At 66.5% G+C, this 24,176-nt stretch carries 21 protein-coding genes; 8 read left to right on the top strand and 13 right to left on the bottom strand.

What is annotated here, in order from left to right; translation table 11 throughout:
* Nucleotides 1–71: 71 nt before the first annotated feature.
* The 5 genes from BRAS3809_RS15275 (at nucleotide 72) to BRAS3809_RS15295 (ending at nucleotide 5,133) form a co-directional block, all read left to right on the top strand.
* Complete coding sequence (locus BRAS3809_RS15275; protein WP_008963017.1) at nucleotides 72–794, top strand: Crp/Fnr family transcriptional regulator; 723 nt, start codon at nucleotides 72–74, stop codon at nucleotides 792–794.
* Between the two features lie 247 nt (nucleotides 795–1,041).
* Nucleotides 1,042–1,431 (top strand): response regulator, encoded by a 390-nt coding sequence (locus BRAS3809_RS15280; RefSeq protein ID WP_006614400.1) that lies wholly within the window; start codon nucleotides 1,042–1,044, stop codon nucleotides 1,429–1,431.
* Between the two features lie 218 nt (nucleotides 1,432–1,649).
* Nucleotides 1,650–2,072 carry a response regulator gene (locus BRAS3809_RS15285; RefSeq protein ID WP_008963018.1) on the top strand — a complete coding sequence of 141 codons (423 nt, stop codon included), beginning with the start codon at nucleotides 1,650–1,652 and terminating at the stop codon, nucleotides 2,070–2,072.
* Nucleotides 2,069–4,621, top strand: coding sequence for a hybrid sensor histidine kinase/response regulator (locus BRAS3809_RS15290; protein WP_008963019.1), 2,553 nt, complete (start codon nucleotides 2,069–2,071; stop codon nucleotides 4,619–4,621). The genes BRAS3809_RS15285 and BRAS3809_RS15290 overlap by 4 nt, the downstream gene beginning before the upstream one ends.
* Before the next feature lie 266 nt (nucleotides 4,622–4,887).
* Entirely contained in the window at nucleotides 4,888–5,133 is a 246-nt protein-coding gene (locus BRAS3809_RS15295) for a hypothetical protein (protein WP_008963020.1), read from the top strand.
* A gap of 127 nt (nucleotides 5,134–5,260) precedes the next feature.
* On the opposite strand, the gene BRAS3809_RS15300 is transcribed toward BRAS3809_RS15295, so the two are convergent.
* Entirely contained in the window at nucleotides 5,261–5,854 is a 594-nt protein-coding gene (locus tag BRAS3809_RS15300) for a helix-turn-helix domain-containing protein (RefSeq protein WP_008963021.1), read from the bottom strand.
* A 306-nt stretch (nucleotides 5,855–6,160) separates the two neighbouring features.
* Between BRAS3809_RS15300 and BRAS3809_RS15305 the strand changes: the two genes are divergently transcribed.
* Both BRAS3809_RS15305 and BRAS3809_RS15310 read left to right on the top strand, forming a co-directional pair.
* Nucleotides 6,161–7,309, top strand: a complete 1,149-nt coding sequence (locus BRAS3809_RS15305; protein WP_008963022.1) for a hypothetical protein — start codon at nucleotides 6,161–6,163, stop codon at nucleotides 7,307–7,309.
* A gap of 315 nt (nucleotides 7,310–7,624) precedes the next feature.
* Nucleotides 7,625–8,023 carry a hypothetical protein gene (locus tag BRAS3809_RS15310; protein WP_035656377.1) on the top strand — a complete coding sequence of 133 codons (399 nt, stop codon included), beginning with the start codon at nucleotides 7,625–7,627 and terminating at the stop codon, nucleotides 8,021–8,023.
* 49 nt (nucleotides 8,024–8,072) lie between these two features.
* Here BRAS3809_RS15310 and ipdC read toward each other — a convergent pair whose 3' ends face one another.
* From ipdC to BRAS3809_RS15335, 5 genes are all read right to left on the bottom strand, one after another.
* Nucleotides 8,073–9,710: an indolepyruvate/phenylpyruvate decarboxylase gene (ipdC, locus tag BRAS3809_RS15315; RefSeq protein WP_008963025.1), complete on the bottom strand. Its 1,638-nt coding sequence runs from the start codon at nucleotides 9,708–9,710 to the stop codon at nucleotides 8,073–8,075.
* Nucleotides 9,711–9,837: 127 nt separating this feature from the next.
* The gene (locus BRAS3809_RS15320; protein ID WP_008963026.1) at nucleotides 9,838–10,038 is read right to left on the bottom strand and encodes a hypothetical protein; all 201 of its coding nucleotides are present in this window, start codon (nucleotides 10,036–10,038) and stop codon (nucleotides 9,838–9,840) included.
* 243 nt (nucleotides 10,039–10,281) lie between these two features.
* Nucleotides 10,282–10,440 (bottom strand): hypothetical protein, encoded by a 159-nt coding sequence (locus BRAS3809_RS36630; protein ID WP_170323293.1) that lies wholly within the window; start codon nucleotides 10,438–10,440, stop codon nucleotides 10,282–10,284.
* 174 nt (nucleotides 10,441–10,614) lie between these two features.
* Nucleotides 10,615–11,526, bottom strand: coding sequence for a GNAT family N-acetyltransferase (locus BRAS3809_RS15330; RefSeq protein ID WP_008963028.1), 912 nt, complete (start codon nucleotides 11,524–11,526; stop codon nucleotides 10,615–10,617).
* A gap of 169 nt (nucleotides 11,527–11,695) precedes the next feature.
* Complete coding sequence (locus BRAS3809_RS15335) at nucleotides 11,696–12,991, bottom strand: hypothetical protein (protein ID WP_008963029.1); 1,296 nt, start codon at nucleotides 12,989–12,991, stop codon at nucleotides 11,696–11,698.
* Between the two features lie 57 nt (nucleotides 12,992–13,048).
* On the opposite strand from BRAS3809_RS15335, the gene BRAS3809_RS15340 reads away from it, so the two are divergent.
* Nucleotides 13,049–14,230 (top strand): glycosyltransferase family 4 protein, encoded by a 1,182-nt coding sequence (locus BRAS3809_RS15340; protein WP_008963030.1) that lies wholly within the window; start codon nucleotides 13,049–13,051, stop codon nucleotides 14,228–14,230.
* A 104-nt stretch (nucleotides 14,231–14,334) separates the two neighbouring features.
* On the opposite strand, the gene BRAS3809_RS15345 is transcribed toward BRAS3809_RS15340, so the two are convergent.
* From BRAS3809_RS15345 to BRAS3809_RS15375, 7 genes are read right to left on the bottom strand one after another with little or no spacing between them, the layout of a single operon-like run.
* Nucleotides 14,335–15,513, bottom strand: a complete 1,179-nt coding sequence (locus BRAS3809_RS15345) for a glycosyltransferase (protein WP_008963031.1) — start codon at nucleotides 15,511–15,513, stop codon at nucleotides 14,335–14,337.
* Complete coding sequence (locus BRAS3809_RS15350) at nucleotides 15,506–16,528, bottom strand: polysaccharide deacetylase family protein (RefSeq protein WP_008963032.1); 1,023 nt, start codon at nucleotides 16,526–16,528, stop codon at nucleotides 15,506–15,508. The genes BRAS3809_RS15345 and BRAS3809_RS15350 overlap by 8 nt, the downstream gene beginning before the upstream one ends.
* The gene (locus BRAS3809_RS15355; protein ID WP_008963033.1) at nucleotides 16,525–18,045 is read right to left on the bottom strand and encodes a lipid II flippase MurJ; all 1,521 of its coding nucleotides are present in this window, start codon (nucleotides 18,043–18,045) and stop codon (nucleotides 16,525–16,527) included. The genes BRAS3809_RS15350 and BRAS3809_RS15355 overlap by 4 nt, the downstream gene beginning before the upstream one ends.
* Nucleotides 18,042–19,421, bottom strand: a complete 1,380-nt coding sequence (locus tag BRAS3809_RS15360; RefSeq protein WP_008963034.1) for an O-antigen ligase family protein — start codon at nucleotides 19,419–19,421, stop codon at nucleotides 18,042–18,044. The genes BRAS3809_RS15355 and BRAS3809_RS15360 overlap by 4 nt, the downstream gene beginning before the upstream one ends.
* On the bottom strand, nucleotides 19,418–20,575 hold the full coding sequence (locus BRAS3809_RS15365; protein WP_008963035.1) for a glycosyltransferase: 1,158 nt from the start codon (nucleotides 20,573–20,575) through the stop codon (nucleotides 19,418–19,420). Before BRAS3809_RS15365 ends, BRAS3809_RS15360 begins: the two co-directional genes overlap by 4 nt.
* A complete protein-coding gene (locus BRAS3809_RS15370; protein ID WP_008963036.1) occupies nucleotides 20,572–22,839 on the bottom strand; it encodes a GumC family protein in 2,268 nt (755 codons plus the stop codon). The genes BRAS3809_RS15365 and BRAS3809_RS15370 overlap by 4 nt, the downstream gene beginning before the upstream one ends.
* Nucleotides 22,840–22,866: 27 nt before the next feature.
* Nucleotides 22,867–24,021, bottom strand: coding sequence for a glycosyltransferase (locus BRAS3809_RS15375; RefSeq protein ID WP_008963037.1), 1,155 nt, complete (start codon nucleotides 24,019–24,021; stop codon nucleotides 22,867–22,869).
* Between the last annotated feature and the right edge of the window lie 155 nt (nucleotides 24,022–24,176).

The raw sequence follows: 24,176 nt of genomic DNA on the forward strand, positions 1-24,176 counted from the left end.
TGACGCAGTTCTATGGAACCATGAGTGCATTGAGATCCGAGAGGCTCCGTATTGCAATGCAGGAGATAGCTTTGGACCCCAGCTTGCGTTCTCCGAACGGATTCCTGTCGGCGCTCGCCGACGATGATTTCGAGCTGATCCGGCCCTACCTGCGGACCGTCGATCTCGTGCAGGACTCGGTGCTCGCCGAGGCCGGAGAGAAGCTGCCCCGCATCTACTTTCCTCACCGCGGTGTCATTTCGCTCGTCGTCAATCTCGCGCGCGGCGAGCGTGTCCAGGTTGCCATGATCGGCCGGGACAGCTTCTTCGGCAGCATGTCGCTGCTCGCCGGCGGTGATCCGCTGGTGCTCAACAGCGCGGCCGTTCTCGTGCCGGGCGCAGCCTCCGTCGCCGACATCGACCGGGTCCGCGCGGCAGCGGAGCAGAGTTCGACCTTTCGCTCGCAGATGCTGCGCCACGCGCTGGCCATCTACGTGCAGAGCCAGCAGACGGCAGGTTGCAATGCCGCCCACACGGTTGAATCCCGGCTCGCTCGTTGCCTGCTGCAGACCCATGATCTGTCGGGCGGCAACAAGCTCTACATCACCCAGGAATCGCTCGCCCAGATGATCGGGGCGCGGCGAAACAGCGTGTCGCTCGTGGCGAGCACCCTGCAACAGGCGGATTTCATTCATTACAGCCGGGGCCACATCGAGATCATGGATCTCGAGGGCCTGAAGAGGACCGCCTGCGAGTGCTATGGCACGGTCCGAGGGCATTACGAAAAACTGGTCCGGCCACGCAGCCTGCCCTGAGCGGCTCCTGCTTGGCGTTGACCACCCGCCCCAGTTGCAGCGAAACGACTGGCGGCTCACGGCCCGTATAACTACGGGCCACGTCATGATCCCTGGCCTCGAACGGGACCGAATTAACGCGCTGTTCAACGGGCGCTGATAATTGTCGACGTGCTGACGAGCGCGAGTTCCAAGAAGCGTCGAATAATCTTCGTGCTGATATATCTCGCCCGTGTTCGGCTTTTGACCAAACGCGCGGAGTAATGACATGGCCTTTGATCTGTCGATGCCGATCCTGGTGGTCGATGACTACGCCACTATGATTCGGATCATCCGCAACCTGCTGAAGCAGCTCGGATTCGAGAACGTCGACGACGCCAGTGACGGATCGGCCGCGCTCGCCAAGATGCAGGCGAAGAAATATGGTTTGGTGATCTCCGACTGGAACATGGAGCCGATGACCGGCTACGACCTGCTGCGCGAGGTCCGCGCCAGTCCGGAGCTGTCGAAGACGCCGTTCATCATGATCACGGCCGAGTCGAAAACCGAGAACGTCATCGCCGCCAAGAAGGCCGGCGTGAGCAACTACATCGTCAAGCCGTTCAATGCGGCCACCCTCAAGACCAAGATGGAAGCGGTGTTCGGCCCGGCCGAATAGTCCCTTACGACATGAAACGCGGTTCACGCGGTGCGGCCGGACCCGGGTCCGGCCGTTTCGCTGTGCGGCCGGAGCCTGCAGACCCGCCGTAGGACGACCATGGGGGCGACCTCCGTAGTTGTACGGAAACCAAAATTTACGAGGGGGTCAGAGCCGGCCCTTAGACAAGATCCTGCTCGCCGACGACCGCGCCAGGCCGGCAACGGGACAGGGACGACATGCGCAACGAGCTGCTCGTGATCGAAGATGCCGACGTGCATCTCTCAATTCTGCGAAAGATCGCAACCCAAGCCGGCTTCAATACGACCGGCGTCAGCTCGGTCGACGCCGCTTGCGCGGCCATCCAGAACGGACACTTCGATTGCGTGACCCTCGACCTGTCGCTCGGCGAACGATCCGGTACGGAGGTTCTCGAGAGCCTCGCGAAGCTGAAATTCCGGGGGCCGGTGCTGATCATCAGCGCCTCCGAAGACGACGCGCTGTACGCGTCCGTCCGCATCGCGAACTTTCTCGATCTGAACGTCTACCCGCCCCTCTCCAAGCCGATCAACCTCACCCTGCTGCGCCGGACGTTGAAGCAGATCGCAAACGCGAGCGACCGCCACGGTTGGCCGGAGCGGCAGGCTGGTAACGACCGATGAGCAACAAGAAGCGTTTCCTGGGCGCGCCGGCCGCGATCGCGCTCATCTTGATCTGCGTGATTGCCGGGAGCAACCTGCTCTTCCTCACCAATCTGCGCGAGAACGCGCTCCAGCATGCCGAGGAAGATCTCAGCCGCCACAGCCTCACATTGGCGGAGAACGCCGACCGCTCGGTGAAGTCCGTCGACCTCGTGCTCACGAGTGTCCGTGACTACCTGGCGCGCGGCGGCGCCATCGACACCGAGACCTATCTCAAGGTCGCGTCCGACCATCAGACGCATCTGCTGCTCAAGGAGAAGATCGCCGGGCTGCCGCAGATCGATGCCGTGACGCTGATCGACGCCAAAGGCAAGCTCCTCAACTTCTCCCGCTACTGGCCGATCCCGGACGTCAACGTTTCCGACCGCGACTACTTCAAGACCCTGAAGAGCGATCCCGCGCTGCAGACCGTCATCAGCACGCCGGTGCAGAACCGCGGCGACGGCACCTGGAACATCTATTTCGTTCGGAGACTGAACGACTCCAGGGGCGAGTTCATGGGCCTGATGCTCGGCGCGATGTCGGTGCCCTACCTGGAGAACTTCTTCGGCTCCACCTCGCTCGGCCTCGAAGCCGCAGTGTCGCTGATCCGCGAAGACGGCACGCTGCTCGCGCACTTCCCGCCGACCAGCGAGATCGGCAAGCCGACCTCCGGCTTCGGACAGCGTGTGCTCTCCGCCGGCGGCGTGCTGCGCGAACCGTCCACACGAAGCGGCGAGATGCGCCTGCGGGCGGCGCAGATGCTGCCGAACTATCCAGCCATGGTCGTGGTGTCCGTCTCGGAGCAGCACGCCCTGAAGGCGTGGCGCGCGATGGCGACACTGCTGGTGATCGTATCGCTGGTCAGCGCTCTGGCCGTGGTCGCCGCGGCGGTCCTGATCTCGCGATGGTGGCAGCGTCACGAGCATCTGATCGAGGCGGCCGAGTCCGCGAACGCCGCCAAGTCGACCTTCGTCGCGATGATGAGCCACGAGATCCGCACGCCGATGAACGCGGTGCTCGGGCTTGCGACCACGCTGCTGGAGACCAATCTCGATCCCGAACAACGCCGCTCGGTGGTGGCGATCCACAACGCCGGCGACAATCTCCTCGAGATTCTCAACGACATTCTCGACTTCTCCAAGCTCGAATCCGGCCAGCTGTCGCTCGAGGACATTGCATTCTCGGCCGAGGCCTTGGTGCACAATACGCTGAGCATCATCGGGCCGCGCGCATCGGCGAAGGATCTGAAGCTGCGGAACGTGAGCGATCCGTCCGTACCGGCGGCGCTGGTCGGCGACGCTGGCCGCATTCGTCAGATCCTGCTCAACCTGGTGTCCAACGCCGTCAAATTCACCTCGTCGGGCGAAGTGGTGATCACCACACGCTGCATCCGCAAGGACGAGGAGACAGCCACCGTCGAATGGACGGTGACCGACACCGGGATCGGCATCGCCGCCGACAAGATCGGCTCGCTCTTTGCGAACTTCGTGCAGGCCGACAACTCGATCAGCCGGCGCTTCGGCGGCTCCGGCCTCGGGCTGGCGATCTGCAAACGCCTGACCGAGCAGATGGGCGGCGAGATCAACGTCACCTCGACCTTGGGCAGCGGCTCGACGTTCTCGTTCCGCCTGACTCTCCCGATCGCCGAGGCCGTCGCGGTGCCCGAGCAGAACGACGACAGCATCTACGCCTCGCTGCAGAGCCGGATCGCCGCCTTCGGCCGGCCGCTGCGCGTGCTGGTGGTCGACGACAATCCCACCAATCGGCTGGTGGCGACCAAGATGCTCAAGGATTTCGAGATCCAGACCGATACCGCCTGCGACGGCACCGAGGCCGTCACCGCCGCCAGCCGCTTCAACTACGATCTCATCCTGATGGACGTCCGGATGCCGGAGATGGACGGATTCCAAGCGACGCGGACGATTCGCGCGCGTGGCGAGCGCCGCTCCAACGTGCCGATCATCGCCTTCACCGCGAACGCGTTCATGGAAGACATCCGTGCCTGCCGCGAAGCGGGAATGAACGATTTCGTCGTCAAGCCGGCGCGCAAGAAAGCGCTCGTGGAGGCTATTCTGCGGGTCCTGCCCGCCCCGACCTCGGTCATGGAGACGGTCGCGTCCGATCTCGTCCCGCTGGCGCCCGCCGAACAGCTCGTGAGGCCGTTCGACGTCTCCGCGGAAGCAGACGTTGCTCCCGAGCCGGCGCTCGATCGCGAGGCCTATGCGGAGCTGGTCGGCGAGATCGGAGACGACGCAGCGCACGAGATCCGCGATGTCTTCTTCAGCGAAACGGATGCGCGCCTGAAGCTCTTCCGCAGCCTCTCGCTGGACCGCGAGCGCATCAAGATCGGCCGTGAGGCTCACTCCCTCAAGAGCGCCGCCGGCACCTTCGGCTACAGACGGCTCGCGACCTACGCTCTCGCGCTGGAGAAGAGCGCCCCGCGGCTCTCGCCGAGGGAATACGCCGATCTGCTCGACAACATCGACGCCGCCTACGCCGCGGCCCGCGCGCAGGAGCTGCAATACTGACGTCGTCATGCCGAGATGGCCGGCCGCACCCGGACAGGCGCTGTCGTCGCCTGCGGCGGACGACGCATGATGCCGCGTGACGGGGATGCGCTCCGCGGATCGCACCCCTACTGAACCGGCGAACAACCGGTTCACGAAGGAGATTCGCCGAGCAGGTTTTTCATAATCCCTTACAATAGGTTGACGCCGTACTTCTACGGCTCGCGATTTTCACAATCAACTAATCATGAGCTGCGAGACTTCGGGTCACATAGGAGATGTGTCCCATGTTTACATTTGAAACCGCCGACCAGAAGGAAGTCAGGCGTTTCCGAATTGCGCAGTTCAACGGCCGGACTGCGACGGTCAAATCTGGTGGAGCAACGATCACCGGTCACGTCCGTTCGGTCATGGAGAAGGAATCGAGCGTCCCCCCGCGCTGGACCATCACGATCGTCCCGACAGCCCCCAAGGCCCAGGCGCCGCTGCGGCCGGCATCGCGGGTGCGCCCTTTCGCAGAGGACTATTTCTGACGTTTCCGTCAGCCGGCATCCTCATCCGTCCGCCCGATGGACCAGATCGGATGCCGTGGGCGCCTCAATCGCTTCCCTCACGCCTCGATGATGATCGCGCCCATGCGAATGGGCGCCTCGAAGCGCGTCACATCTGACCGAGCAGCGCCGCGCGAACGAGCTCGGCCGTGTTGCGCGCGCCGAGCTTGCGCATCGCTTCGGCACGATGGCTCTCGAAGGTGCGCGGGCTGATCCGCATGCGCAGGGCGCCTTCCTTGTTCGACAGGCCTTCGCTGATCAGCGTGAGAACCTCGCGCTCGCGCGGGGTCAGCGACTTGCTCGGTCGGCCAGAGCGCGTGATGGCTGCGGGGGCCTCCACGCGCGCATTGATGGTCCGGGCCGCCGCACCCGGCTGCGCCTGCGCGCCGGATATTCTGCCCACCAGGGCACAGACGCGCTCGGTCTGCCGAAGCGCATTGTCCACGATGATCTGGAGGTGACGTCGCTCGCCGGGGCTCCTGGCGATCTCGTCACTGCGCTCCTTGATCTCACTCATGTAGAGCATCAGCGCGGTGAGAGAGCCATTGAGCTGGTGTGCCAGGGTCACTGCGTCCTGGTCCTCGGACCGCTCCACCGCGAGCCCGAGTTCGGAGCCGAGGGCAAGGCCCCGTTCGTTAACCTTCGAGTCTGTCGAGACCGGTGCGGAGCGATCGTCGGAAAGGCGGCTGCTAAGCTGTGTCATGGCCCATGATGGCGCGGCCGCGACTTTAACATGGTTAATTTCAACACCCGTAACAGTACGGTCTTTGGCCGCCAACTCGCGCAAGAGTCGAATAAAATCGCCCTCAAGTTGTACGACAGAAATATTAACGGCACTCGGCCGGGCCCGGTCTGCGCGCAATCGCGACTTGATTCAAGTGCACGACAACATTCATCCGCGATTGTTTACCGAAATTAATTCGGCACCAACTGTTTCGTGATTCCATGCGGCTCGTTCTTGTCCATGAGACGAGCCGCTGAACTACGAGTCTGGTAGCCGAATACGACAATGGGACCTGTCGACCGGATCTGGGAATTCCTGCAGCGGTTGTCGCCGCTGACGCGGAGCTGTCTGCTCAGCGAGCTCGAGCGACTGGAGCTCAGCGGGATCGACATGCCGGGCTCGGCCGACCTGCAGGCGCGGCTTCGCGCCGAGATTCGCAACAGCGGCGCCAGCGGCAACCGGACGATCAATCCGTCACGCTACTTCTTCATGCCGGTCGAGCAATTGCTGATCGACGGCTCTCCCGAGCATGCCAATGAAGGCCGCATCGCCCGCGGCTCGCTGACGCCGATCTGGGAGTGGATCTCCCGCGATCTGCTGCCGACGATGGCGCGCGACTACAATGCGCAGATGAAGGATCTGATTGCCGCCGACAAGCAGCGCGAGATTCGCCAGGTCGCGAGCGCCTTCCAGACCAAGGTGACGAAGTCGCTCGAGGGCACGCTGACGCGGGCCGACGGCATCGAGCAGGTTCGCGCCAAGCTCAAGGCCTATACGGCCTCACCGTCGGTGTTCGACGACGTCGTCAAGCTGATGAAGGCACTGCGCGCCCGCGAAGAGCTGGCGAAGTTCGCCGATTCGCTGCCGGACCGGATTGCGGAGTTCGACGATCCGCAGGTCAAGAAGATGGTGCTGCTGCTCGACGGCCTGCGCAAGAAGGAGCCGGAAGCCGTGCCCTTCGCGCTGACGCTTGTGGCCAAGCGCCTCAAGGAGCCGTGGCAGGTGATGCGGCTGGCCACCAAGGCGGCGCGAACCAAGAACGTCGCCGACGTTGTCACGGCGCCCTACGCGATGACCGTGCCGATGGTGCTCGACCAGCTGGAGGACAAGCGTCTCGCGCTGCGGGTGGCCCTGAAGAACAACCGTGTGGTGACGGCCAAGGAAATCCTGACCAGCATCTACGACATCGAATACGCCATTCAGGTCCGCATCGACCGGATCGAGGAGTCGGACTGGGGCCAGCGCCTGAACGCGATCATGAGCAATAACGCCAAGATGGTCCAGGCCGAGATCAAGCGCTTCCCGGACGAGGTCGGCCATGTCCTCGGCTCCAACCGGCTGCGCAGCCATCGCTCGCTCGGCGATCGCCTGACCTACATCGCATGGAAGGGCCGCGACGCCCTCAAGACGGCGCTGCGGTCCGCGACCGGCTGATCGACGGCGATGGGCGGCGCGACACGGCAATGGGGCGTCTGCCGTCACCTGAAGCCTGCCGGTGCCAGCGACGCAGCGGTGGCGTCTCCCACCGGTTGTCCGGCATGACCGAACGTCGCGGTCGTCTACCCTTGGGGTGCACTCGCCACCACCCTGCTGCGCAAGTCGCCCGGCTCGCAGGAACCCGTCTCACGCACATGCCGTTGCCATTCGCCGCGGAGTGAACTTAAACCGCAGGTCTTACCGCTGATGATGCGCCAGAGCATCTCGAGCGGCGCAAGCGCGGAGGCTGATGTGAGAACGGGCAGGATCCTGATGGTGGCACTCGCCATCGCATGCGGCACACTGACGAGCTCAGACGGCGGAGCGCAGAGCGCGCCAGACGCCGCAGCCGCGACACCGACGGCCGACAATGCCGTGCTGCTGACCGTCTTCCTCAAGCACGACCAGTCGCGCCCCCTCAGCGAGCTGAACGCGCAGCTCGAGCGCCAGGGTTTCTACAAGGCCTTCCCGCCACCGGGAGTAGAGGTCGTGAGCTGGTACGTGATGATGGGGGTGGGTCAGGTCGTGACGCTGCGCCTGCCGGCTTCGCGGCTGCGCGAGGTCAACCGCATCTTCGAGACCACAGCATGGGGGGCGTATCGGACCGAGTTCTATCCGACCTACGACTACAAGGCGATCGGGATCGCCAATCACGACAAGGCCGCGCAATAGGCCGGCGCAAGGCCAGGCCGCGATGCGGTTTCGACCACGTCTTCCGCGCTCACGTCTTGGCCATGCGCTCGCGGGCCGATTTGAACCCGGCGACGAAGCGCGCCAGCGTGTCCGAGGTCTTGCCGCGCGGCAGCATCACCTCGACGAGCGAGAATCGTCCGCGCCGCTGCACGGCGCGCTCCAAGGCCGCAACGAGCTCGGCGCGGGTGGTGACCCGCTCGCCGGCGCCGCCGATCGCGTTGGCGACATCCGCATAGTGCCAATCGTCGAGATCGTTGAAGCGCGATTCCGGCTGGAACACCCGCAGCATCTCCCAGCTGCAATTGTTGAACAGAACGACGATCGGATCGAGCCCGTAGCGGCGACAATTGCCAAGCTCCCAGCCGGTCATCTGGAAGGCGCCGTCGCCAACCAGGATCAGGGGCCGCAGGCCGGTGGCGGCCACGCCGATACCGGCGGGGACGCCGAAGCCCATGCCGGCGTAATAGCCCGGTGCCGCCAGTGCCGTGTTGTCGATCTCCATCGCGGTGAACAGGCAATCGCCGATATCCGACGTCATCGGCATGCGGCCGTGGCGATCGAACATGTCATTGATCGCGGTCGCGATGTCCGACGGTGCGATCGGCTGGTCGTCGGCCGCGAGGCCGCGGGGATAGGATGAGCGCTGGCGCGTCACGCCTAACGGCGCGGCCCGTGGCGCCGCACGCTGCTCCAGCGCGTCGATTAGGTCGCCGAGCGGCATGTCGCGATAGGCATGGTGGCCGATCTGCACCTCGCGGCTGGACGCCAGGATCATGCGGCGCGGATCCGGCGCGCGGTTGGACAGCGCGAAGTTGGTGTCGGACAGGATGACGCCGAGCATCAGCACGAGGTCGGCGTCCTCGACCAGTTGCGTGATGGCCGGATTTCCGGCCGCGCCGAGATAGGTGCCGGCGACGACGTCGTCCGCCCTGTCGAGCAGGCCGCGGCCCATGAAGGTCGTGACCAGCGGCAGGCCGAGCTTGCGCGCCAGCGCAGCGATCCTGTCCTCCACCCCGTAGCGGCGGATCTCGACGTCGACGACGATCACCGGACGCTGCGCCCGTGCGATCCGGGCGAGGATCTCGTCGACGCATTCTTCCAGGGCCTCCCGGTTCGCCGTCCGCGGCGGCAGCGGCACCACCGCTTCGACCTCGGCATCGACCATGTCGCGCGGAAATTCGAGATAGACCGGCAGCGACATCTCCCTGGCGCTGCGCAGCACCCGCGCGATCTGGGCCGGCGCTGTCGCGGGATCGGAGAGCACCGCCTGGTCACAGGTGATTTCCTTGAACACCGCGAGCTGGGTATCCACGGTGCGAGCCTGATGATGCAGCAAGAAGCCGGAGACCCGCTCACGCGCGCCTGGCGCACCGGCGATCACCACCACCGGGGAGCGTTCGGCATAGGCGCCGGCGACCGCATTGACGACGTTGAAGGCGCCGGCACCATAGGTGACAACGGCGACGCCGAGGCCGCCATGGTAGCGAGCCGCGGCATCGGCCGCGAAGCCGACCGCCGGCTCATGGCTGAGGGTGACGCTCGGAAGGACGTTGCTCTCCTCGATCACCTTGAACAGCGGCAGCACGAAATCGCCGGGGATGCCGAAGATCTCGCGGGCGCCATGATCCTTCAGAGCCGAGAGCAGCGCGTGAGCGAGAGTGGGCATCCTGACCCTCCGAGGACGACGTGACGTCATCAGGTGCTACACGATGAGGGTGGTACTGCCAATCACCAAGCCGCGCGGCGCGACGCATGAGCCGGCACGCTCCTGCTCGCAGACGCTTCACCGGCCGTCAGTTGTGAGACAGCAGGAGAGCCTGCGCCGAAGCAGGAAACGGCTCCGCCGCCCGCGGCGCGACCAGGGCCGCTGCATACAGAATGACTACCGCCATCATCATGCCGAGCTTCAACAGGACCGTCCTGCGATCGGTGATGGGCAGGAAAAAGAAGAACAGCAGTATTGCGGCACATACGAAGCCGAGAATGTAGGACATGGATCACCTCCTTCGATGGCGCGAAGGATGACCGATGCAAGGCGCCCTCGACTGTGGACCGGATCACACAGGGCTGGATTTTGACAACTACGCCGCGTCAGGACCGCAACGAGCGCGCGTCCCGTTTGCCTCAAAGCTTGGCGCATTCGGAGTAGAATGTGCCGTTGACGGCCACCAGGCGCTCGAGGCAATGTCGCTTGTCCGTGACTGCGCCTGCGATGGAGAACTCGAACGCCCGCGCCTTCAGGACTGTCCGACATATCGCGACAGCCAGCTTCGCATGGCCGCGTCCCGCCGGGCCTGCTCGGCGCGCTCGCGCGCCTGCTGCACCTTCTGCCGCCATGCGTCGCGCGAGATCGTGCTGTCCGGCGACGGCTGATCGGGCAGGTCGGACGGGGGCATGTCCTCCGCCACGACGGCACTCGGCAGGGCCAGCGACAACACAAGACAGACGGCCGGCAGCCAATTGACCTCACGGCGGCGGCTTCGAGCGTCTCCGCCGGCGCGGGCCGCCGTCATCATCGCTTCGGCGTAGCGCGGCCGTGAGGCGGACGAAGCGCGCACCCTAGCCCCGCCTCAGCCGTCGAACAGCGCCGCTTCGGTGAAGGCGAGATCGCCGAGCCGGGGCGGATACGGACCCTTGACGTATTTGCGGCCGCGATTGTCCGAGTACCATCCGACAAGGCCCTCCACGGGCTCGTTTGCATCGAGCCTCACCAGCACGCCGCCGCGCCGCAGCAGGAAGCGCCCGATGTTGCCGGCGAAACGGACGGCGTCGGCGACGTCGCGACAATACAGCAGCCGGTAGACCGGCAGCAAATCCTTGACGCGGTGCTTCTGAAACACGAACGGATAGGCCCGGTCCGCTTCGCGCGCGACCAGGCTCAGGCAGCCCCAATCCGCATGCTGCCGCAACAGATCGGCCTCGTACGCCGACAGGCCGGCGGCACTCGCAGCCGACTGCTCCATGGTGACGCCGCTGCGCGGCCGGGACAATGCCATCGCCGCATACACCTGGCCCTTGCAATACACCGAGAACCCCTGCGCCTCGACCTGGGGCCAGGTATGCGGCGCCGGCGTGATGTTGAAATAGGTGACGGTCTTGTCGCGCGTCGCCGCGCGGACCAGCATCGAGCTGAAGGCCCGGAAGGGCGGCTCGACATACCAGCTCGAGACATTGGCCCTGACGATGGTAGCACCGTCGTCGGTCTGCACATGCGAGAACAGCAGCAGGATGACGCCGACCGGAACGCCCTCGTGATCGAGGCAGTGGCCGAAGGCCGGAAAGCCCGCCGGCCGGGGGCGCGCCGCGTGGCGCTCGAGCCCGCGCAGCCAATAGGCTTCGCTGCGAAACGAAAACCCACGTGTCAGCAGCGCAGCGACAGCCGGAAGGTCCTCGGTCCTGATCTCGCGAATCCGCACGCCGGTGACCGGCTGCGCCGACGCCGCGTTGTCGTTCACACTCTCAGCCTTCCTGATCGGCTGCATTCCAGCATCACCCAAGAGATGTCCCGCGCCGGGCGCAGGATGGATCGGTCATCGCTTGCAATTATCGTAAAAGCATCGCGTGGCAGTGAACCACGTGGTGAGGGCCTTACTTTTGGGTTAACGGATTCCGCGAAACCTGGGCGCGACACCGCGCGCACCCTTGGAGCCATCATGGCCGCGGGACGCGAAACATGTAGGTCTCGTTGGCATTGAGCCCATCGACGAAGAAGCGGCCCGGCGTGGCGTCGATACGGCGCTGCAGCCCGTCCCAGCCCCAGACCTCGAGGCTGCGCGCCCAGGCCGGCAGCTCGATCTCGACGGCGCGACCCGGGCGGTCGGTCCAGCCGGCGATGTTCTGCCAGACGATCAGGTCGGCATCCGCACCGCTCAGCGTGTACAGTGCGAGCCGTCGGTCGATCGACACGATCTTCATGTGGCCGGCGAGCTGCAGCACGGTCCTGAGAACCGCGCTGCGCGCCTCCGGCACCCACGGGTCCTTGCCGCTCGCCATCGCATAAGCGAGCCCGTCGACGTCGGGCGTATCGCCGAGATTCCAGGGGAACGTGATGACGGACACCGGCAAACGACCGTCCTTTCCGACGACGGCAAGCTGATCCCAGATCGCGTTCAGAAACAATCTGGCCGCGACCTGTTCGCTCTCCCAGGCGCCGGCCCGCGCGACGTTGAACTCCGTGCTGTAGAAGTTGACGTCGCGGGTCAGGCCCATCGCCTGCTTGATGCGATCAAAGCAGGTCTGCACCGAGAATGCGCGTCCCCTGGTCATCGGATACCAGCGGTCATTGTAGTAGGTGTGCAGGTCGATGCCGTCGAGCCGTCCATCCGCGAGCAGGTCGGCGATCGCCGGGCCATAGCCGCGCAAGGTCGCATCACCATGCGAGTTGCAGGTCGCGAAGCCGCCGGGAACCACGCGCAGACTGGGATCGACGCTGTGCACGCCGTCGGCCAGTCCGGCCAGCGCATCGTGATAATCCTTCAGCGGGATCGTGGCCTGCACGTCGGGCTCGTTGATCGCGGTGAAAACAGTCGCGCCCCAGTCCGGGATGCCGTTCTCCCGGCCCCAGTCGCCGCCGGGGCGAAAACGCTTCGCCATCGCCTGTCCGGCCGCGAACCAGTCCTGATAGGAGCCGATTGGCTGCGGCGGAGAGAGCGTCTGGTAGCTGCCCTCGTATTCCAGCAGGACCAGCGGCGTGATGCCATTCTTGTACGCCTCCAGCATCGCGGCGTCGAAATCATGCGGCGTCGGCACCCGCGCGAGCGTACGCCAGCCGTAGGAATCCATCCGGCCCATCCCGGCGCCGACGCCGTGCAGCGCCTGATAGAGCTGGGCGCTTTTGCCGGCGAGATGCGTCACGAGATTACCGCCGCCGATGCGATCGCGGATCGCGGAAACGCTGACATCATTGGCAAGGCCTGGGATTGCCGAGCCAAATGTTAACAGCGCCATGCTAATGACCAGCAGATTGGAACGAAGTCGCAATGTCTGATCCCGTAGATATCCGTAATGACTTTTGAGATCGTCCAGGTCGTTCAAGAGATAAGCAATGCCGGCGGCGTGGAAACCGTCGCCATTGAGCTGGCGCGCGTTTTCGGCCGGAATGGTTTATCGAACGTCGTGCTCGCGAGCGCGGTCGCGGAGAATGTCGAACAGTCGATCAAGGTCGAGCGGGTCGCGCCTTGGCTGGCGCGGATTCCGACGCGCGGATTGTTCCGTCACATCGGCCGCGCCATCGTTGTTCCCCTGTTCACGCTGGCTGCGACGCGGGCGCTGGCGCGCCATCCCGATGCGGTCGTCATCAGCCACGGCGACAGCCTCAAGGGCGACATGCTGATCGTCCATGCCGTCAATGCGCAGAGCCTCGCCGAGAAGCGCGCCGCCGGGAGCTGGCGCTGGCTGCTCAATCCGATGCATCTGTGGGTCGCCTTGCGCGACCGCTTCATGATCGGCGGCCTGCGCTATCGCGCCTTCGTCGCGGTGTCCGAGCGGGTGACGGCGGAGCTGCAGCGCTTCTACGGCGTGCCGCCGTCGCGCATCCACGTGATCTCCAACGGCATCGACCTCAACCGGTTCAGGCGTGACGAGGCGTCCGGTCGGGCGATCCGCCGCGAATTCGGCATTCCGGCCGAGGCGCGCGTGCTGCTGTTCGTCGGCCACGAATTCAGCCGCAAGGGACTGGCGCATGCCGTCGGCGCGCTGGAGAAGCTCGGCGACGAGGCCTGGCTGCTGGTGGTCGGCTCCGACAATCCCGCGCCGTACAGGAAGCTCGCGCTCAAGGCGCGGGACCGTCTCGTTTTCGCCGGCGCGCGCTCCGACATGCCGGCGCTCTATTCGGCCGCCGATGCCTTCGTGCTGCCGACGAGCTATGAGACGTTCTCGCTGGTCTGCATGGAAGCCATGGCCTGCGCGGTGCCGGTGTTCGCGACCCCGGTCGGCGGCATCGAGGATTATCTCCAGGACGGCCTCAACGGTTTCCGCATCGAGATGGATGCCGACGACATCGCGGCGAAGCTCACCGCGGCGTTCGCCGACGCCGCGCTGATGCAGCGGCTCAGCGACGGCGCGCGCGCCACGGCGGAGGCCTATGGCTGGGATCAGGTCGGACTGAAATACATCGAGCTGCTGCGGCGGATCGATGCAGCCAAGCGCGCGCCGAGCCAGTCCGCGATGGCGCTGTCGAAAGCCTGATTCCCTGCTGCCGACGCGTAGCCCGGATGAGCGCAGCGACATCCGGGTTCTCATCAGCAGCGCGTGAGTCCCTGGATAACGCTGCGCTCACCGAGGCGACGACATCATCGAAGCGCTCGCACCGGCCGTGCGGCAACCCTGGGGGATGCGCGGCGCGCCTTGTCGGCCGCCTGGCACGCCGCCTCGATCGCGATCGCCACCGCGTCGTAGGTGAACCGCTCCAGCACATTGGCTCGCGCGGCCTGCGATCGCGCCGCCAGCTCTGTCCGATCGGCACTGAGTTCGTCGATCACTTGGCCCAGGCGCGCGGGATCCTGCTCCGGCACGACCCAGCCGCCGCGGCCGATGACACTGGGAATCGCGCCGCAGGTCGAGCCGATCACCGGAATGCCGCAGGCCTGCGCCTCGATGATGACGCGGCCGAACTGCTCGCGCACCGCGTTCGTCGTCCGCGTCAGCAGCAGCAGAGCATCGAGGCTGCGAAGGAATACGGCGACCTCGGCAGGTGCGGCCCAGCCGCGGAAATCCACCCGATCGCGCAGGCCGAGTTCCTCGACCCGCTGGCGCAAATGCGCATCGTGCGGCCCTTCGCCCATGATGCTCAAGGTCGCGGCCGCAGGGCTGCGCGCGAGCGCCTCCAGCGCATCATCGAGGCCCTTCTCGACCACCAGGCGGCCGACATAGCCGAGCCGCAGCGGCGCGTCGGGGCTTCTCGCTGGCGGCGTATCCGCCGGCGTGAAGGTGGCGAGGTCGACGCCATAGCCGATCGGCGTCACCGGCCCGGCATAGCCGCGCGCCCGCACCACCTCGGTCGCATCAGGACTGCGCGACAGGATGTGATCGGTGCGGCCGAGGACGTATTTGCGGATCGCCTCGAACGGCGGCGGCAGCCGCTTCAGGATGTTCTGATCGACCTCGAGCACCACGGCCGCGCGGCCGCGCAACAGCTGCGCCTGCAGCGCCACGATGCTCCACGGCTCCTCCCAGAGATGAATGACGTCCGGATCGAGCTCGTGCAGCAGCCGGCGCAGCGCCGGATAGAAATGCAGATACCAATTCATCGGCCCGGCCTCGGCCAGCCGGATCGGCAGCCGGTGGACGGGAAAGCCGTCATCCGCCGGCGCGGCAACGATCGTGCGGCCGAACTCCTTCCAGACTTCGGGCATCACGAGATGCAGATCGACGTCGGGACGGGATGCGAGAAACCGATAGCGCAGGCGGCCGGCCTCGCTGCTGGTGGCCGGATGCGCGATCGAGACGATCCGCAGGCGCCGGCTAGACACGGCCCATCACCCGCGCGGCGGTGCCGCTGAGACCGGTGAGATGGAACTCCATCGCAGCGAGGCTGCGATGGGCGCCATTCATGGTGTTGCGGGGAATCGAGAACGCATCCTGGCCGGAATAGACCAGGCCCTTGCGCGTCGTCGCGGCGCTGGCAAAGCCCGCCTGTCGCGCCAACGCGAAATCGCGCGGACCGCAATCCGCCGTCCGGCCGTAAGGGAAGGCGAAATGCCGGACGTCGATGCCGAGCCGCGCATTCAGGCGCAGCCGCGCGTCGGCCAGCTCCTTGAACGCGTCCTCGGGCGACAATGCGGAAATTCGCGGATGCGATACGGTATGAGCGCCAATCTCGACGAGGGGATCCTTCGCGAGCGCCTCGAGCATGTCCCAGGAGATCGCGTGCTTCCAATGCATCGCTTCGATATCGATGGCATTGGCGGCGCAGAATGCCGTGTAGCAGCCCGCGGCCTGCGGCCCGTCCCAGCGGGCCGCGACCTCGGCGAACACGGCGCGGCGCTGCTCGTCGCTGGACAATACGATGTGCTCACCGTCGATCCAGAGGCGGTCCTCGCTCAGCAACGCATCTTCCAGCCCCGCCGCCCACAACGGCAAGGTGCCGTCGGGAATGCCGGTGGTCACGAACAGCGTCACCGGCACATTGTGACGGCGGAACACCGGCACCAGCAGCTCGAACGTGTCGCGATAGCAGTCGTCGATCGAGACATTCACATAGCGGCCGGCCGGCGAAGCACCCTCGGCGCGACGCAGCGCCTCGTCCATCGTGACGACATCCCAGCCCTGCGCGATGACGTAGCCGAGGAAGCGATCGAGGAAATCCGCATCGACATAGAAGTCGCGATTGGGCAGACGCTCCCACTGCTGCGACGGCGCCGTGCGGTGGAAGGTCAGGCAGCAGCCGCGCGGACCGAGCACGCGATCGGCGGCCTGGGCGAGCGGAAGGACGAACGCGCTGGAGGCCATCATGGCCTTGGCGGCGGCGAGGGCCAATAGGGTCAACTCAGCTCTCCCTTCATCTTGAACGTGCGACGGACATGCCGCAGCGCCATGCCCACGACATTCGGCAACAGAACGCCGATCGCGAAGGCGAGGCAGACCAGATAGGCGAGGCCGCCGGCGAACAGGCGCGGCAGCAGGTTCGGCACGGAGGTCTGAATCATCATGCCGAGCACGGCCATCAGCGCCGTCGGCAGCAGCGCCAGGCCGATCACGAGCAGGAGCTTGCGCGCATCCCCGAGCACGAACACGACGCCGAGCAGCAGCACGAGGCTGCGGATCGCCTCGCCGATGCCGAGCAGTTGCATGCCCGCGGCCGGCGACGGGTCGAACAGCGGCATCAGCAGATTGAAGCCCATGTTGGCGAGGTAGGCCGAGACGATGATCAACGCGGCGACGCCGTTGCGGCCGGCGCCGTTGAGCAGCCGGATCAGGATCCAGCCGAGGGTCGCGGCCCACACGCCGCAGGCGATGCCCTTGAGGGCGTGCGAGGTCAGCAGCAGCGCCTCGTCGCCGAACGCGCCGCGAAAATAGATCAGGCGCACGATGTCGGTCGAGAACACCAGCAGGAACGCCGAGGCCGGCAAGGTCAGCGCCAGCAGCGGCCGCAGCAGCGCCTCGGTCTGCGCGCGCGGGTCGCGCGGCGCATGCTGCGACAGCACGGCCATGCCGAGGGGCTGGCTGATCAGGAGCAGCGCGCTTTCCGTCAGCGAGCGTGCGTAGTCCAGCGAGGCGACGGCACCGGTGGTCAGCCGCGACGCGGTCAGGCGCTCGATCCAGACATTGCCCTGCTCGGCGAGCGGCAAGGCGAGCAGCACGCGCAGCCGACGGAAGAACTCGATGCCCTTGTCGAGGACCATTCGAATGGTCAGGCCGGAGAAGCAAAGCTCGCCCTCCCGCCACAGCGTGAACAGGCCCCAGGCCGCAAGGCCGTTGAACGCGATCGTGAAGGCGCAGGCGAGCATGTAGGAATCGCCGGTCGCAACGAGCAGGCCGATGCCGCCGATCACGGCGACATTGAGCAGGCTGGCGCGGATATTGGTCAGCCGGGTGCGTCCCAGCGCGATCTCGCCCGCCGCCAGCACGTTGAGCACCGCCGAGGCGGGCATGGCGAGCGACATCATGCGCACGAAATGCAGGGTCAGCTCGCGCCCTTCGGCCGAAAAGCCGCCGACGACGGCGTTCACCCAGATCTCGCCGAGCAGCAGGATCGTCGCCATCACCAGGGCCGACACCGCGCCGATCACGATCGTCAGCGCACCAAGGCTGCGCGCCGGATCAGGACGCTGCAGCGCCTCGCGGTGCATCGGGATCATGATCGCCGGCACGCTCTCGTTCTGCAGGAAGGCGAGCGGAATCAGCACGGCGGCCATCGCGGCGCGAAAGCCGTCGGCGATCAGCGTGGCGCCGAGCACATGCGCCATCAGCACCTCGCGGGCGAAGCCGAGCATCTTGCTGGCGAGCGCGCCGCTGATCAGCAGCGCGCTGAAGCGCCGCAGCGAAGGATTGGAGGCACTCATGCCGCCTCCTCCGCAAGGTCAGGCGGCACCAGCAGCGCCGCGAATGTCCAGAACAGGAAGCCGTTCTCCCCGGAGGTGATGTTGGCGAGCGGCAGCTGCACCAGCGCACCGAGTGCGAGCGCGCCCACGACGACGGCCTCGGTCGATCGATCGGACCAGGCGGAGGCGAGCGCGTTTCCGATCGCCCAGAGCAGCGCCGTGAGGCAAAAGCCGCCGACGACGATGCCCATCGTCAGCCAGCAGGCGACGATCATGCCATCGACGGGCATGGCGCCGGCGGCGCCGACATCGGTGATGGTGAAGCCGGTGCCGAACAGCGAACTGTCCGGCAGATTCCACAAGGTGACGAACTCCTGCAGGCGCTCCTGGGCGCTGCCATCCTTGGTGCCCTCGCCGAGCGATGACAGGCGGTCCGCCACGACGTCGCCGAACGGCGTCAACGTGGCCGCGAGCACCACCGCGAGGGCGAGGCCAACGAGGATCAGGCCGGCGCGGCGCCGCGTCTCCGCGAACAGCAGGCAGAACAGCAGGCCCACGGCGAGCGAGATCCAGGCCGTGCGGTACATCGACAGCAGAAACCCGAGCCCGGCGGGCAAGGCCAGCAGCAGCGCCGGCCAGGAGCGGCGACCGAAAGCGATCAGCAGCAGGCCCGCTGCCGTGAAGGTCGCATAGGCCGCGGGCGCGTTCATCGTGCTGAACGAGCGCACGCCATACGGGACCGGCTGACCAATCGAGATGATCGGCGCGAACTCCATCCAGTAGCGATCCCAATCCGGCGGATCGACATATTGATAGAGCGCGTAAAGACCCGTGATTGGAAGGATGATCACGAAGGCCGAGGTGGCCGCCTCGATCAGTTCACGACGATCCGCGCTCAGCATCAACACGGCGGCATAGAGCAGTGGCGCCAGCCATTTCAGCGGGCCCGAGGCGGCATTGTTCCAGTCCGCCTGCGCCAGCGAGAGCAGCCCGGCATAGACCACGCACACCGCGACGACGCCGAGCGGCCAGATCCAGCGCGCCGGAACCTGCCGCTCCTCCAGCAGCCGCGGCAACGACAGCACCGGCGCGAGAATCGCGAACAGGGGTCCGATCAGCATCAGGCCGAGCTGATCATAGCCGGCCGAGAGATCGACGAGGCGCCGCACGAAGGGTGCGAAGCTGAACAGGATCAGCGCGGCCTGCAGATGCACGGCCGGCCCCTGCCGCCATGCATACCAGCCGACGCCACCGCAGCCGAGCACGAACAGCGCCCGCGAGGCGCCGCCGAGCACGCCGGCCGCGAGCGCCGTGATCGCGAGAACGCCGATCGCCGCGGCCCAGCCGGGCAAGCGCCAGGTCCGCTCGGCCGGCGCGGATGTGAGGATCGTGCTCACACCGCGGCTCCCGCGCGGACATTGCGGATCAACATGCCGATCGAGTCGAGCATGCGCGACAGGCTGTAATGCGTGCGTGCGCGGCGCGACGCGTAGGCAAGCTGCGGAACGAGCACGGCGGGCTCGGTGAGCACGATGTCCAACGCCTCCGCCAATGCGCGCGCATCGCCGGGAGGCACCAGCATGCCGGCGCGGCCATGCTCCAGAATGTCAGGCGCGGCGCCCGCGTCGGTGGCGATGACCGGCACACCGGCCAGCATCGCCTCGACCAGAGTGCGGCCGAACGGTTCCGGATCGATCGATGGATGGACCATCACATCGACAGCCTGCATCAGCAGCGGCACATCGCTGCGATGGCCAAGGAAGTGAATGCGGTCGGCGAGACCGAGCTCGGCGACCTGGCGCTTGAGCTGCGCCGCATAGTCCTGCTCGCCGAACAGCGCGTCGCCGACGACGAGGCCGTGCACGCCCGGCAGCTTGCTCAGCGCCTCGACCAGGACGTGCTGCCCCTTCCACTGCGCGAGCCGGCTGAACACGCCGACCAGCGGTCCCGGCGGCAGGCCGAGCCGCTGGCGCAGCTCCTGCCGCGACATCGGCACGGGCTCGACGGACAGACCATTCGGCACGACCTCGATCAGCGAGCGCCGGCCGCCGGCATCGATGAAGGCCGCGGCTGCCGCTTCCGAGGGAACGATGACCTTCGCCGCGAAGCGATTGGCCAGGAACACCTGCGTCCGGCGCTGCGTCGCGCCGAAATGGGCCGGGCTGATGATGTCGTGCAGGTGCCAGATCAGCGGCTTGCGCGCGACCATGTTGGCGATCGCGGCCAGCACGAACGCCTTCTGTGAATTGGCATAGACCACGTCATGGCGGCGCGCGACCCGCGCCAGCTCCACCGTAATGGCAGCCAACCCGCCGGCCAGAGGCAGCGCCTTCAGCCAGGAGCTGTCGCGCCGGAATTTCGACAGACCGAGACCCCAGCGCGACGTGATCACCGACAGCCCGCGCTCGGCCAGAGCCTGGGCCAGCGGACCGCGCTCGAACAAGAAGGCCGAAGACTCGCTGCGGCCATGCACGACGTCGAGCAGGATCAGCTCGGCGCCGCCGATCTGTCCGGTGTGATCCACGAACAGGACGCGTTCGCGCGGCATCATCCGGCCTCTGCATAGGCTGCATGAGCAGCGGGCTGAGCGATTGCGCGCGTCTCGGTCTCGGTCATCGTCACGACGATGCCGACGTCGCCGGCGCCGAGCGCCCTGCTCCTGTTCACCGTCGTGACGGCCGGCTCGATCAGCGACCGGTCGCTGCGCACGCAGACGACGGCCCAATCGATGCCGGCCAGGAAGTCGTCGCGTGCGGGCAGCGGCGTGTCGATCAGGATGACATCGTAATCGTCGAGGCCCGACAGCAGCGCGTCGAGATTGATCGCTTCGAGGATGTCGCCGACCGCGCCGGTCGCAGCCCCGAGCGGCAGCACGTCCAGATGCGGATGCTCGGTCCCGAGAACCTCGTCACGCAGCGGCGTGCCATGCTCCAGCGCGCGCAGCCAGCCTTGGTCCGCAGGCAGCGCCATCACTTGCGCGACGGCGGGATGGGCGAGATCGCACTCGACCAGCAGCACGCGAGATCCGGCCGCGGCGAGATGCTCGGCGAGCGCGCAGACGGTCGTCGTCTTGCCGTCGCCGGCCTCCGGCGAGGTCACCGCGACGCGCTGTGGCCGCGCCGCCTGGTCGAGGCCCAGCTCATGCACGAGGTCGTGCAGCGTGTGCTGGAACTCACCGTCCTCCGATGCGAGGCGCAGCACCTGGGGAATGGCGAGCGGCTGGTAGCCCTGCAGGATGGCGCCGAGCGCCGACATCTGCCGCAGCGTCTTCAACCGCGGCAGGCAGGCAAGGATGGAAACATCAGCGACGCTCGGCAGAGGCGACTTCCGCTCGGACGGCGTAGGTGTCGCGATCGCGGCGGCCGGCGCATCCACCGTCTCCGGCAGATCGGGGGCGCTCGCTGGCGCATCCTCGATTGGCGCAGCAACGACATCGCTGTCGACGACCTCAGGCAGCGCAGGCGCCGGCTTGAGCTTCGAACCCAGACGCGCGAGCTGATCGGCAAGCAGCGCGGCGGCGACGCCGAAGATGATCGCGAGCGTCAGACCGGCGGCGAGGAACGGCGCCTTCTTCGGGAAGAACGGCTTGCTCGGCAGCTCGGCGAGGCTGACGAGGCGCGTGCTGCCGCGCAGGACGCGCCGCTCGGTCTCGAGCTCGCTCGCCTTCTTGTAGAGCTCGGCATATTGCTGGCGCTTGATCTCCGTGTCGCGCACCATGCTCTCGATCGAGGCCTCGTCGAGTGTCGCCGAGCCGGCTTCGGCCTTTGCCTGATCCATCTGCTTCTTGAGCGAGGTCACCAGCGCGTTGTTGGCGTCGAACGTCTTCTGCGCGCTGGCCGCGATGGTCTGCATCTCGTCGACCAGCCGCTGCTGGATCGTCGCCTGCTCGCGCGTCAGCGCCAGGATCGAGGGATGCTTCGGCCCGAGCACGCCGGCGGCGCTGGCGAGCTGCGCGCTGACCGTCGTGAGCTGCTGCTTGAGATCGGCGATGGTGCGGCTCTGCAGCACCGATGGCGCATCGGTCGGGCCGCGCTCCTGCTCCGACTTGATCTCCTGCAGCCGTGCCGCCGCCTCGGCGCGCGCCGCCTCCGCCTGAGACAGCTGCTGGCCGATGCTGGTCAGCCGCTCCGAGGAGATCGGCGCATTGGCGCCGCGCATCAGACCCTTGGTGCGGCGGAACTTCTGGATCTTGTCGTCGGCCTCGCGCAGCTGCTGGTCGAGCTGCTTCAACTCCTGCCACAGCCACGAGCTCGCGACCTCGCGGCTATTCGCGCCTTCGGTGCGCTGATCCTCGAGGAAGGTCTGGGTCAGCGCGTTGGCGAGCGTCTGAGCCACCTCGGGACTGCCGGACTGATAGGAGATGTTGATGACGCGCGAGCGGCCCGCGGAGGCGACGCTGAAGCGGCTGTCGACATGATCGATGAACGCACCGACATCGGTCTTCAGCCGCTGGCACGCCTCGGCGGAGCCGAGCAGGCGGCCGCGCTCGCATTCGCCGACCACGGCGTCGACGACGCCGGGCGAGGACATGATCTGCCGCAGGAGACGCGGCGAGCGGATCACCAGTAGCTGGCTCTCCATGTCGGCGGGATCGCCGATCTTCTGCGCCCAGGCGGCAGAGGTGTTGGCGCCGGGTTCCTGCTCGGCGATGATCACCGACGCGGTGGCGAGATAACGCACCGGCAGCACGATCAGCGCGACCACCGCGAACGCGAACACGGCGCCCGCGACGAGCGCGAACACGCCGCGGCGGCGCCAGATCCGGGCGACGGCATCAAAGCCGGACAAGGCCTCGTTGAAAGCCGCCTGCCTCATGATCTGCACTCGCACCCCATCGCAACACTACGCAATCAGCCGCGTCGCGCGGCCCTGATGGCCGTCACGGAAATTGTCGAGCTCCTCGTTGACCGCCGCGACGAACTGGCTGCGGAAGCGCTCGGCCGAGAAGAAGCCGGCGCGCTGGCGGCAATCGAGCCGCGAGATCGACTTCTCCCTGGCCACGAACGACCGCACGCAGGCGGCGATCGCCTGCGGCTCCGGCGTCTCGAAGAACATGCCGGTCGGGCGCGGCCCGGTGGTCAGGATCGACTCCCGCGCGCCGCCGCGGCCGAGCGCCAGCACCGGCGCGCCTTCCGACTGGGCCTCGACCGGGATGATGCCGAAATCCTCCTCCGCCGCGAACACGAAGGCGCGGGCGGTGGTCATGAGGTCGCGGAGCTGCCTGTCCGGCACGAAGCCGGCGAACCTGACGTTCGGTGCCGCGATCGACCTCAAGCGCGCCGCTTCCGGGCCGTCGCCCGCCACCACCAGCTCGAGATCCGGCATGGTGTTGAAGGCGCGCACGATCGGCTCGATGCGCTTGTAGGGCACCAGCCGGCTCGCGGCGAGGAAGTGGTTGCCGACGGGCAGGATCGCATCGCGCTGCGCGATGGTCACCGGCGGGTAGATCACCTTGGCGTCGCGGCCGTAGATCTTCTTGATGCGGCGGGCGACGAACTGCGAATTGGTGAAGATGGCGTCGGGGCCATGCGCGGTGCGCGCGTCCCAGATCCGCATCTTGTGCAGCAGCGCGCGGGCGATGAGGCCCTTGACGCCGGTGGCGTAGCCGCTCTCCTCCAGATACTGGTGCTGCAGGTCCCAGGCATAGCGCATCGGCGAATGCACATAGGCGATGTGCAGCTGCTCCGGCCCGGTCAGCACCCCCTTGGCCACCGCGCAGCTCGAGGAGATCACGAGGTCGTAGCTCGACAGATCGAGCTGCTCGATCGCGAGCGGCATCAGCGGCAGATAGGAGCGATGGTACGTGCGCAGCCCCGGCATCTTCTGCAGGAAGCTGGTGTGCGACTTCGCAAAGCCGAGCTTGGCGCGATCCTCGGGACGCAGCAGGTCGAACAGCGTGAAGACATCGGCGCCGGGATAGCAGCGCAAGATCTCCTGCAGGACCTTCTCGGCGCCGCCGAGAACGTAAAGCCAATCATGGACGATCGCGACGCGCATCGCACTCTCCCAATTCCCGGGGTATTTGAACAAACCCTTAAGGGAGGCGTTCACGCGCACAAAACCAATCCTAAACTTCTAGTTAATCGCCCCTGTCCTCCGATCCATCGAATCCACGACTATCAAGTAAGGATCAGTTAAGGATCGGCAAGCCG

Origin of the sequence: Bradyrhizobium sp. STM 3809, from assembly GCF_000239795.1 — a bacterium.
In the GTDB taxonomy this organism is placed as follows: Bacteria; Pseudomonadota; Alphaproteobacteria; order Rhizobiales; family Xanthobacteraceae; genus Bradyrhizobium.

Excerpts from the sequence above, each read along its gene's own strand:
- BRAS3809_RS15285 (WP_008963018.1), top strand. The coding sequence starts at position 1,650 with ATGCGCAACGAGCTGCTCGTGATCGAAGATGCCGACGTGCATCTCTCA.
- BRAS3809_RS15280 (WP_006614400.1), top strand. The coding sequence starts at position 1,042 with ATGGCCTTTGATCTGTCGATGCCGATCCTGGTGGTCGATGACTACGCC.
- BRAS3809_RS15365 (WP_008963035.1), bottom strand. The coding sequence starts at position 20,575 with ATGATGCCGCGCGAACGCGTCCTGTTCGTGGATCACACCGGACAGATC.
- BRAS3809_RS15370 (WP_008963036.1), bottom strand. The coding sequence starts at position 22,839 with ATGAGGCAGGCGGCTTTCAACGAGGCCTTGTCCGGCTTTGATGCCGTC.
- BRAS3809_RS15310 (WP_035656377.1), top strand. The coding sequence starts at position 7,625 with ATGGTGGCACTCGCCATCGCATGCGGCACACTGACGAGCTCAGACGGC.
- BRAS3809_RS15290 (WP_008963019.1), top strand. The coding sequence starts at position 2,069 with ATGAGCAACAAGAAGCGTTTCCTGGGCGCGCCGGCCGCGATCGCGCTC.
- BRAS3809_RS36630 (WP_170323293.1), bottom strand. The coding sequence starts at position 10,440 with ATGCCCCCGTCCGACCTGCCCGATCAGCCGTCGCCGGACAGCACGATC.
- BRAS3809_RS15355 (WP_008963033.1), bottom strand. The coding sequence starts at position 18,045 with ATGAGTGCCTCCAATCCTTCGCTGCGGCGCTTCAGCGCGCTGCTGATC.
- BRAS3809_RS15330 (WP_008963028.1), bottom strand. The coding sequence starts at position 11,526 with ATGCAGCCGATCAGGAAGGCTGAGAGTGTGAACGACAACGCGGCGTCG.
- BRAS3809_RS15340 (WP_008963030.1), top strand. The coding sequence starts at position 13,049 with ATGACTTTTGAGATCGTCCAGGTCGTTCAAGAGATAAGCAATGCCGGC.
- BRAS3809_RS15375 (WP_008963037.1), bottom strand. The coding sequence starts at position 24,021 with ATGCGCGTCGCGATCGTCCATGATTGGCTTTACGTTCTCGGCGGCGCC.
- BRAS3809_RS15335 (WP_008963029.1), bottom strand. The coding sequence starts at position 12,991 with ATGGCGCTGTTAACATTTGGCTCGGCAATCCCAGGCCTTGCCAATGAT.
- BRAS3809_RS15320 (WP_008963026.1), bottom strand. The coding sequence starts at position 10,038 with ATGTCCTACATTCTCGGCTTCGTATGTGCCGCAATACTGCTGTTCTTC.
- ipdC (WP_008963025.1), bottom strand. The coding sequence starts at position 9,710 with ATGCCCACTCTCGCTCACGCGCTGCTCTCGGCTCTGAAGGATCATGGC.
- BRAS3809_RS15305 (WP_008963022.1), top strand. The coding sequence starts at position 6,161 with ATGGGACCTGTCGACCGGATCTGGGAATTCCTGCAGCGGTTGTCGCCG.
- BRAS3809_RS15300 (WP_008963021.1), bottom strand. The coding sequence starts at position 5,854 with ATGACACAGCTTAGCAGCCGCCTTTCCGACGATCGCTCCGCACCGGTC.
- BRAS3809_RS15295 (WP_008963020.1), top strand. The coding sequence starts at position 4,888 with ATGTTTACATTTGAAACCGCCGACCAGAAGGAAGTCAGGCGTTTCCGA.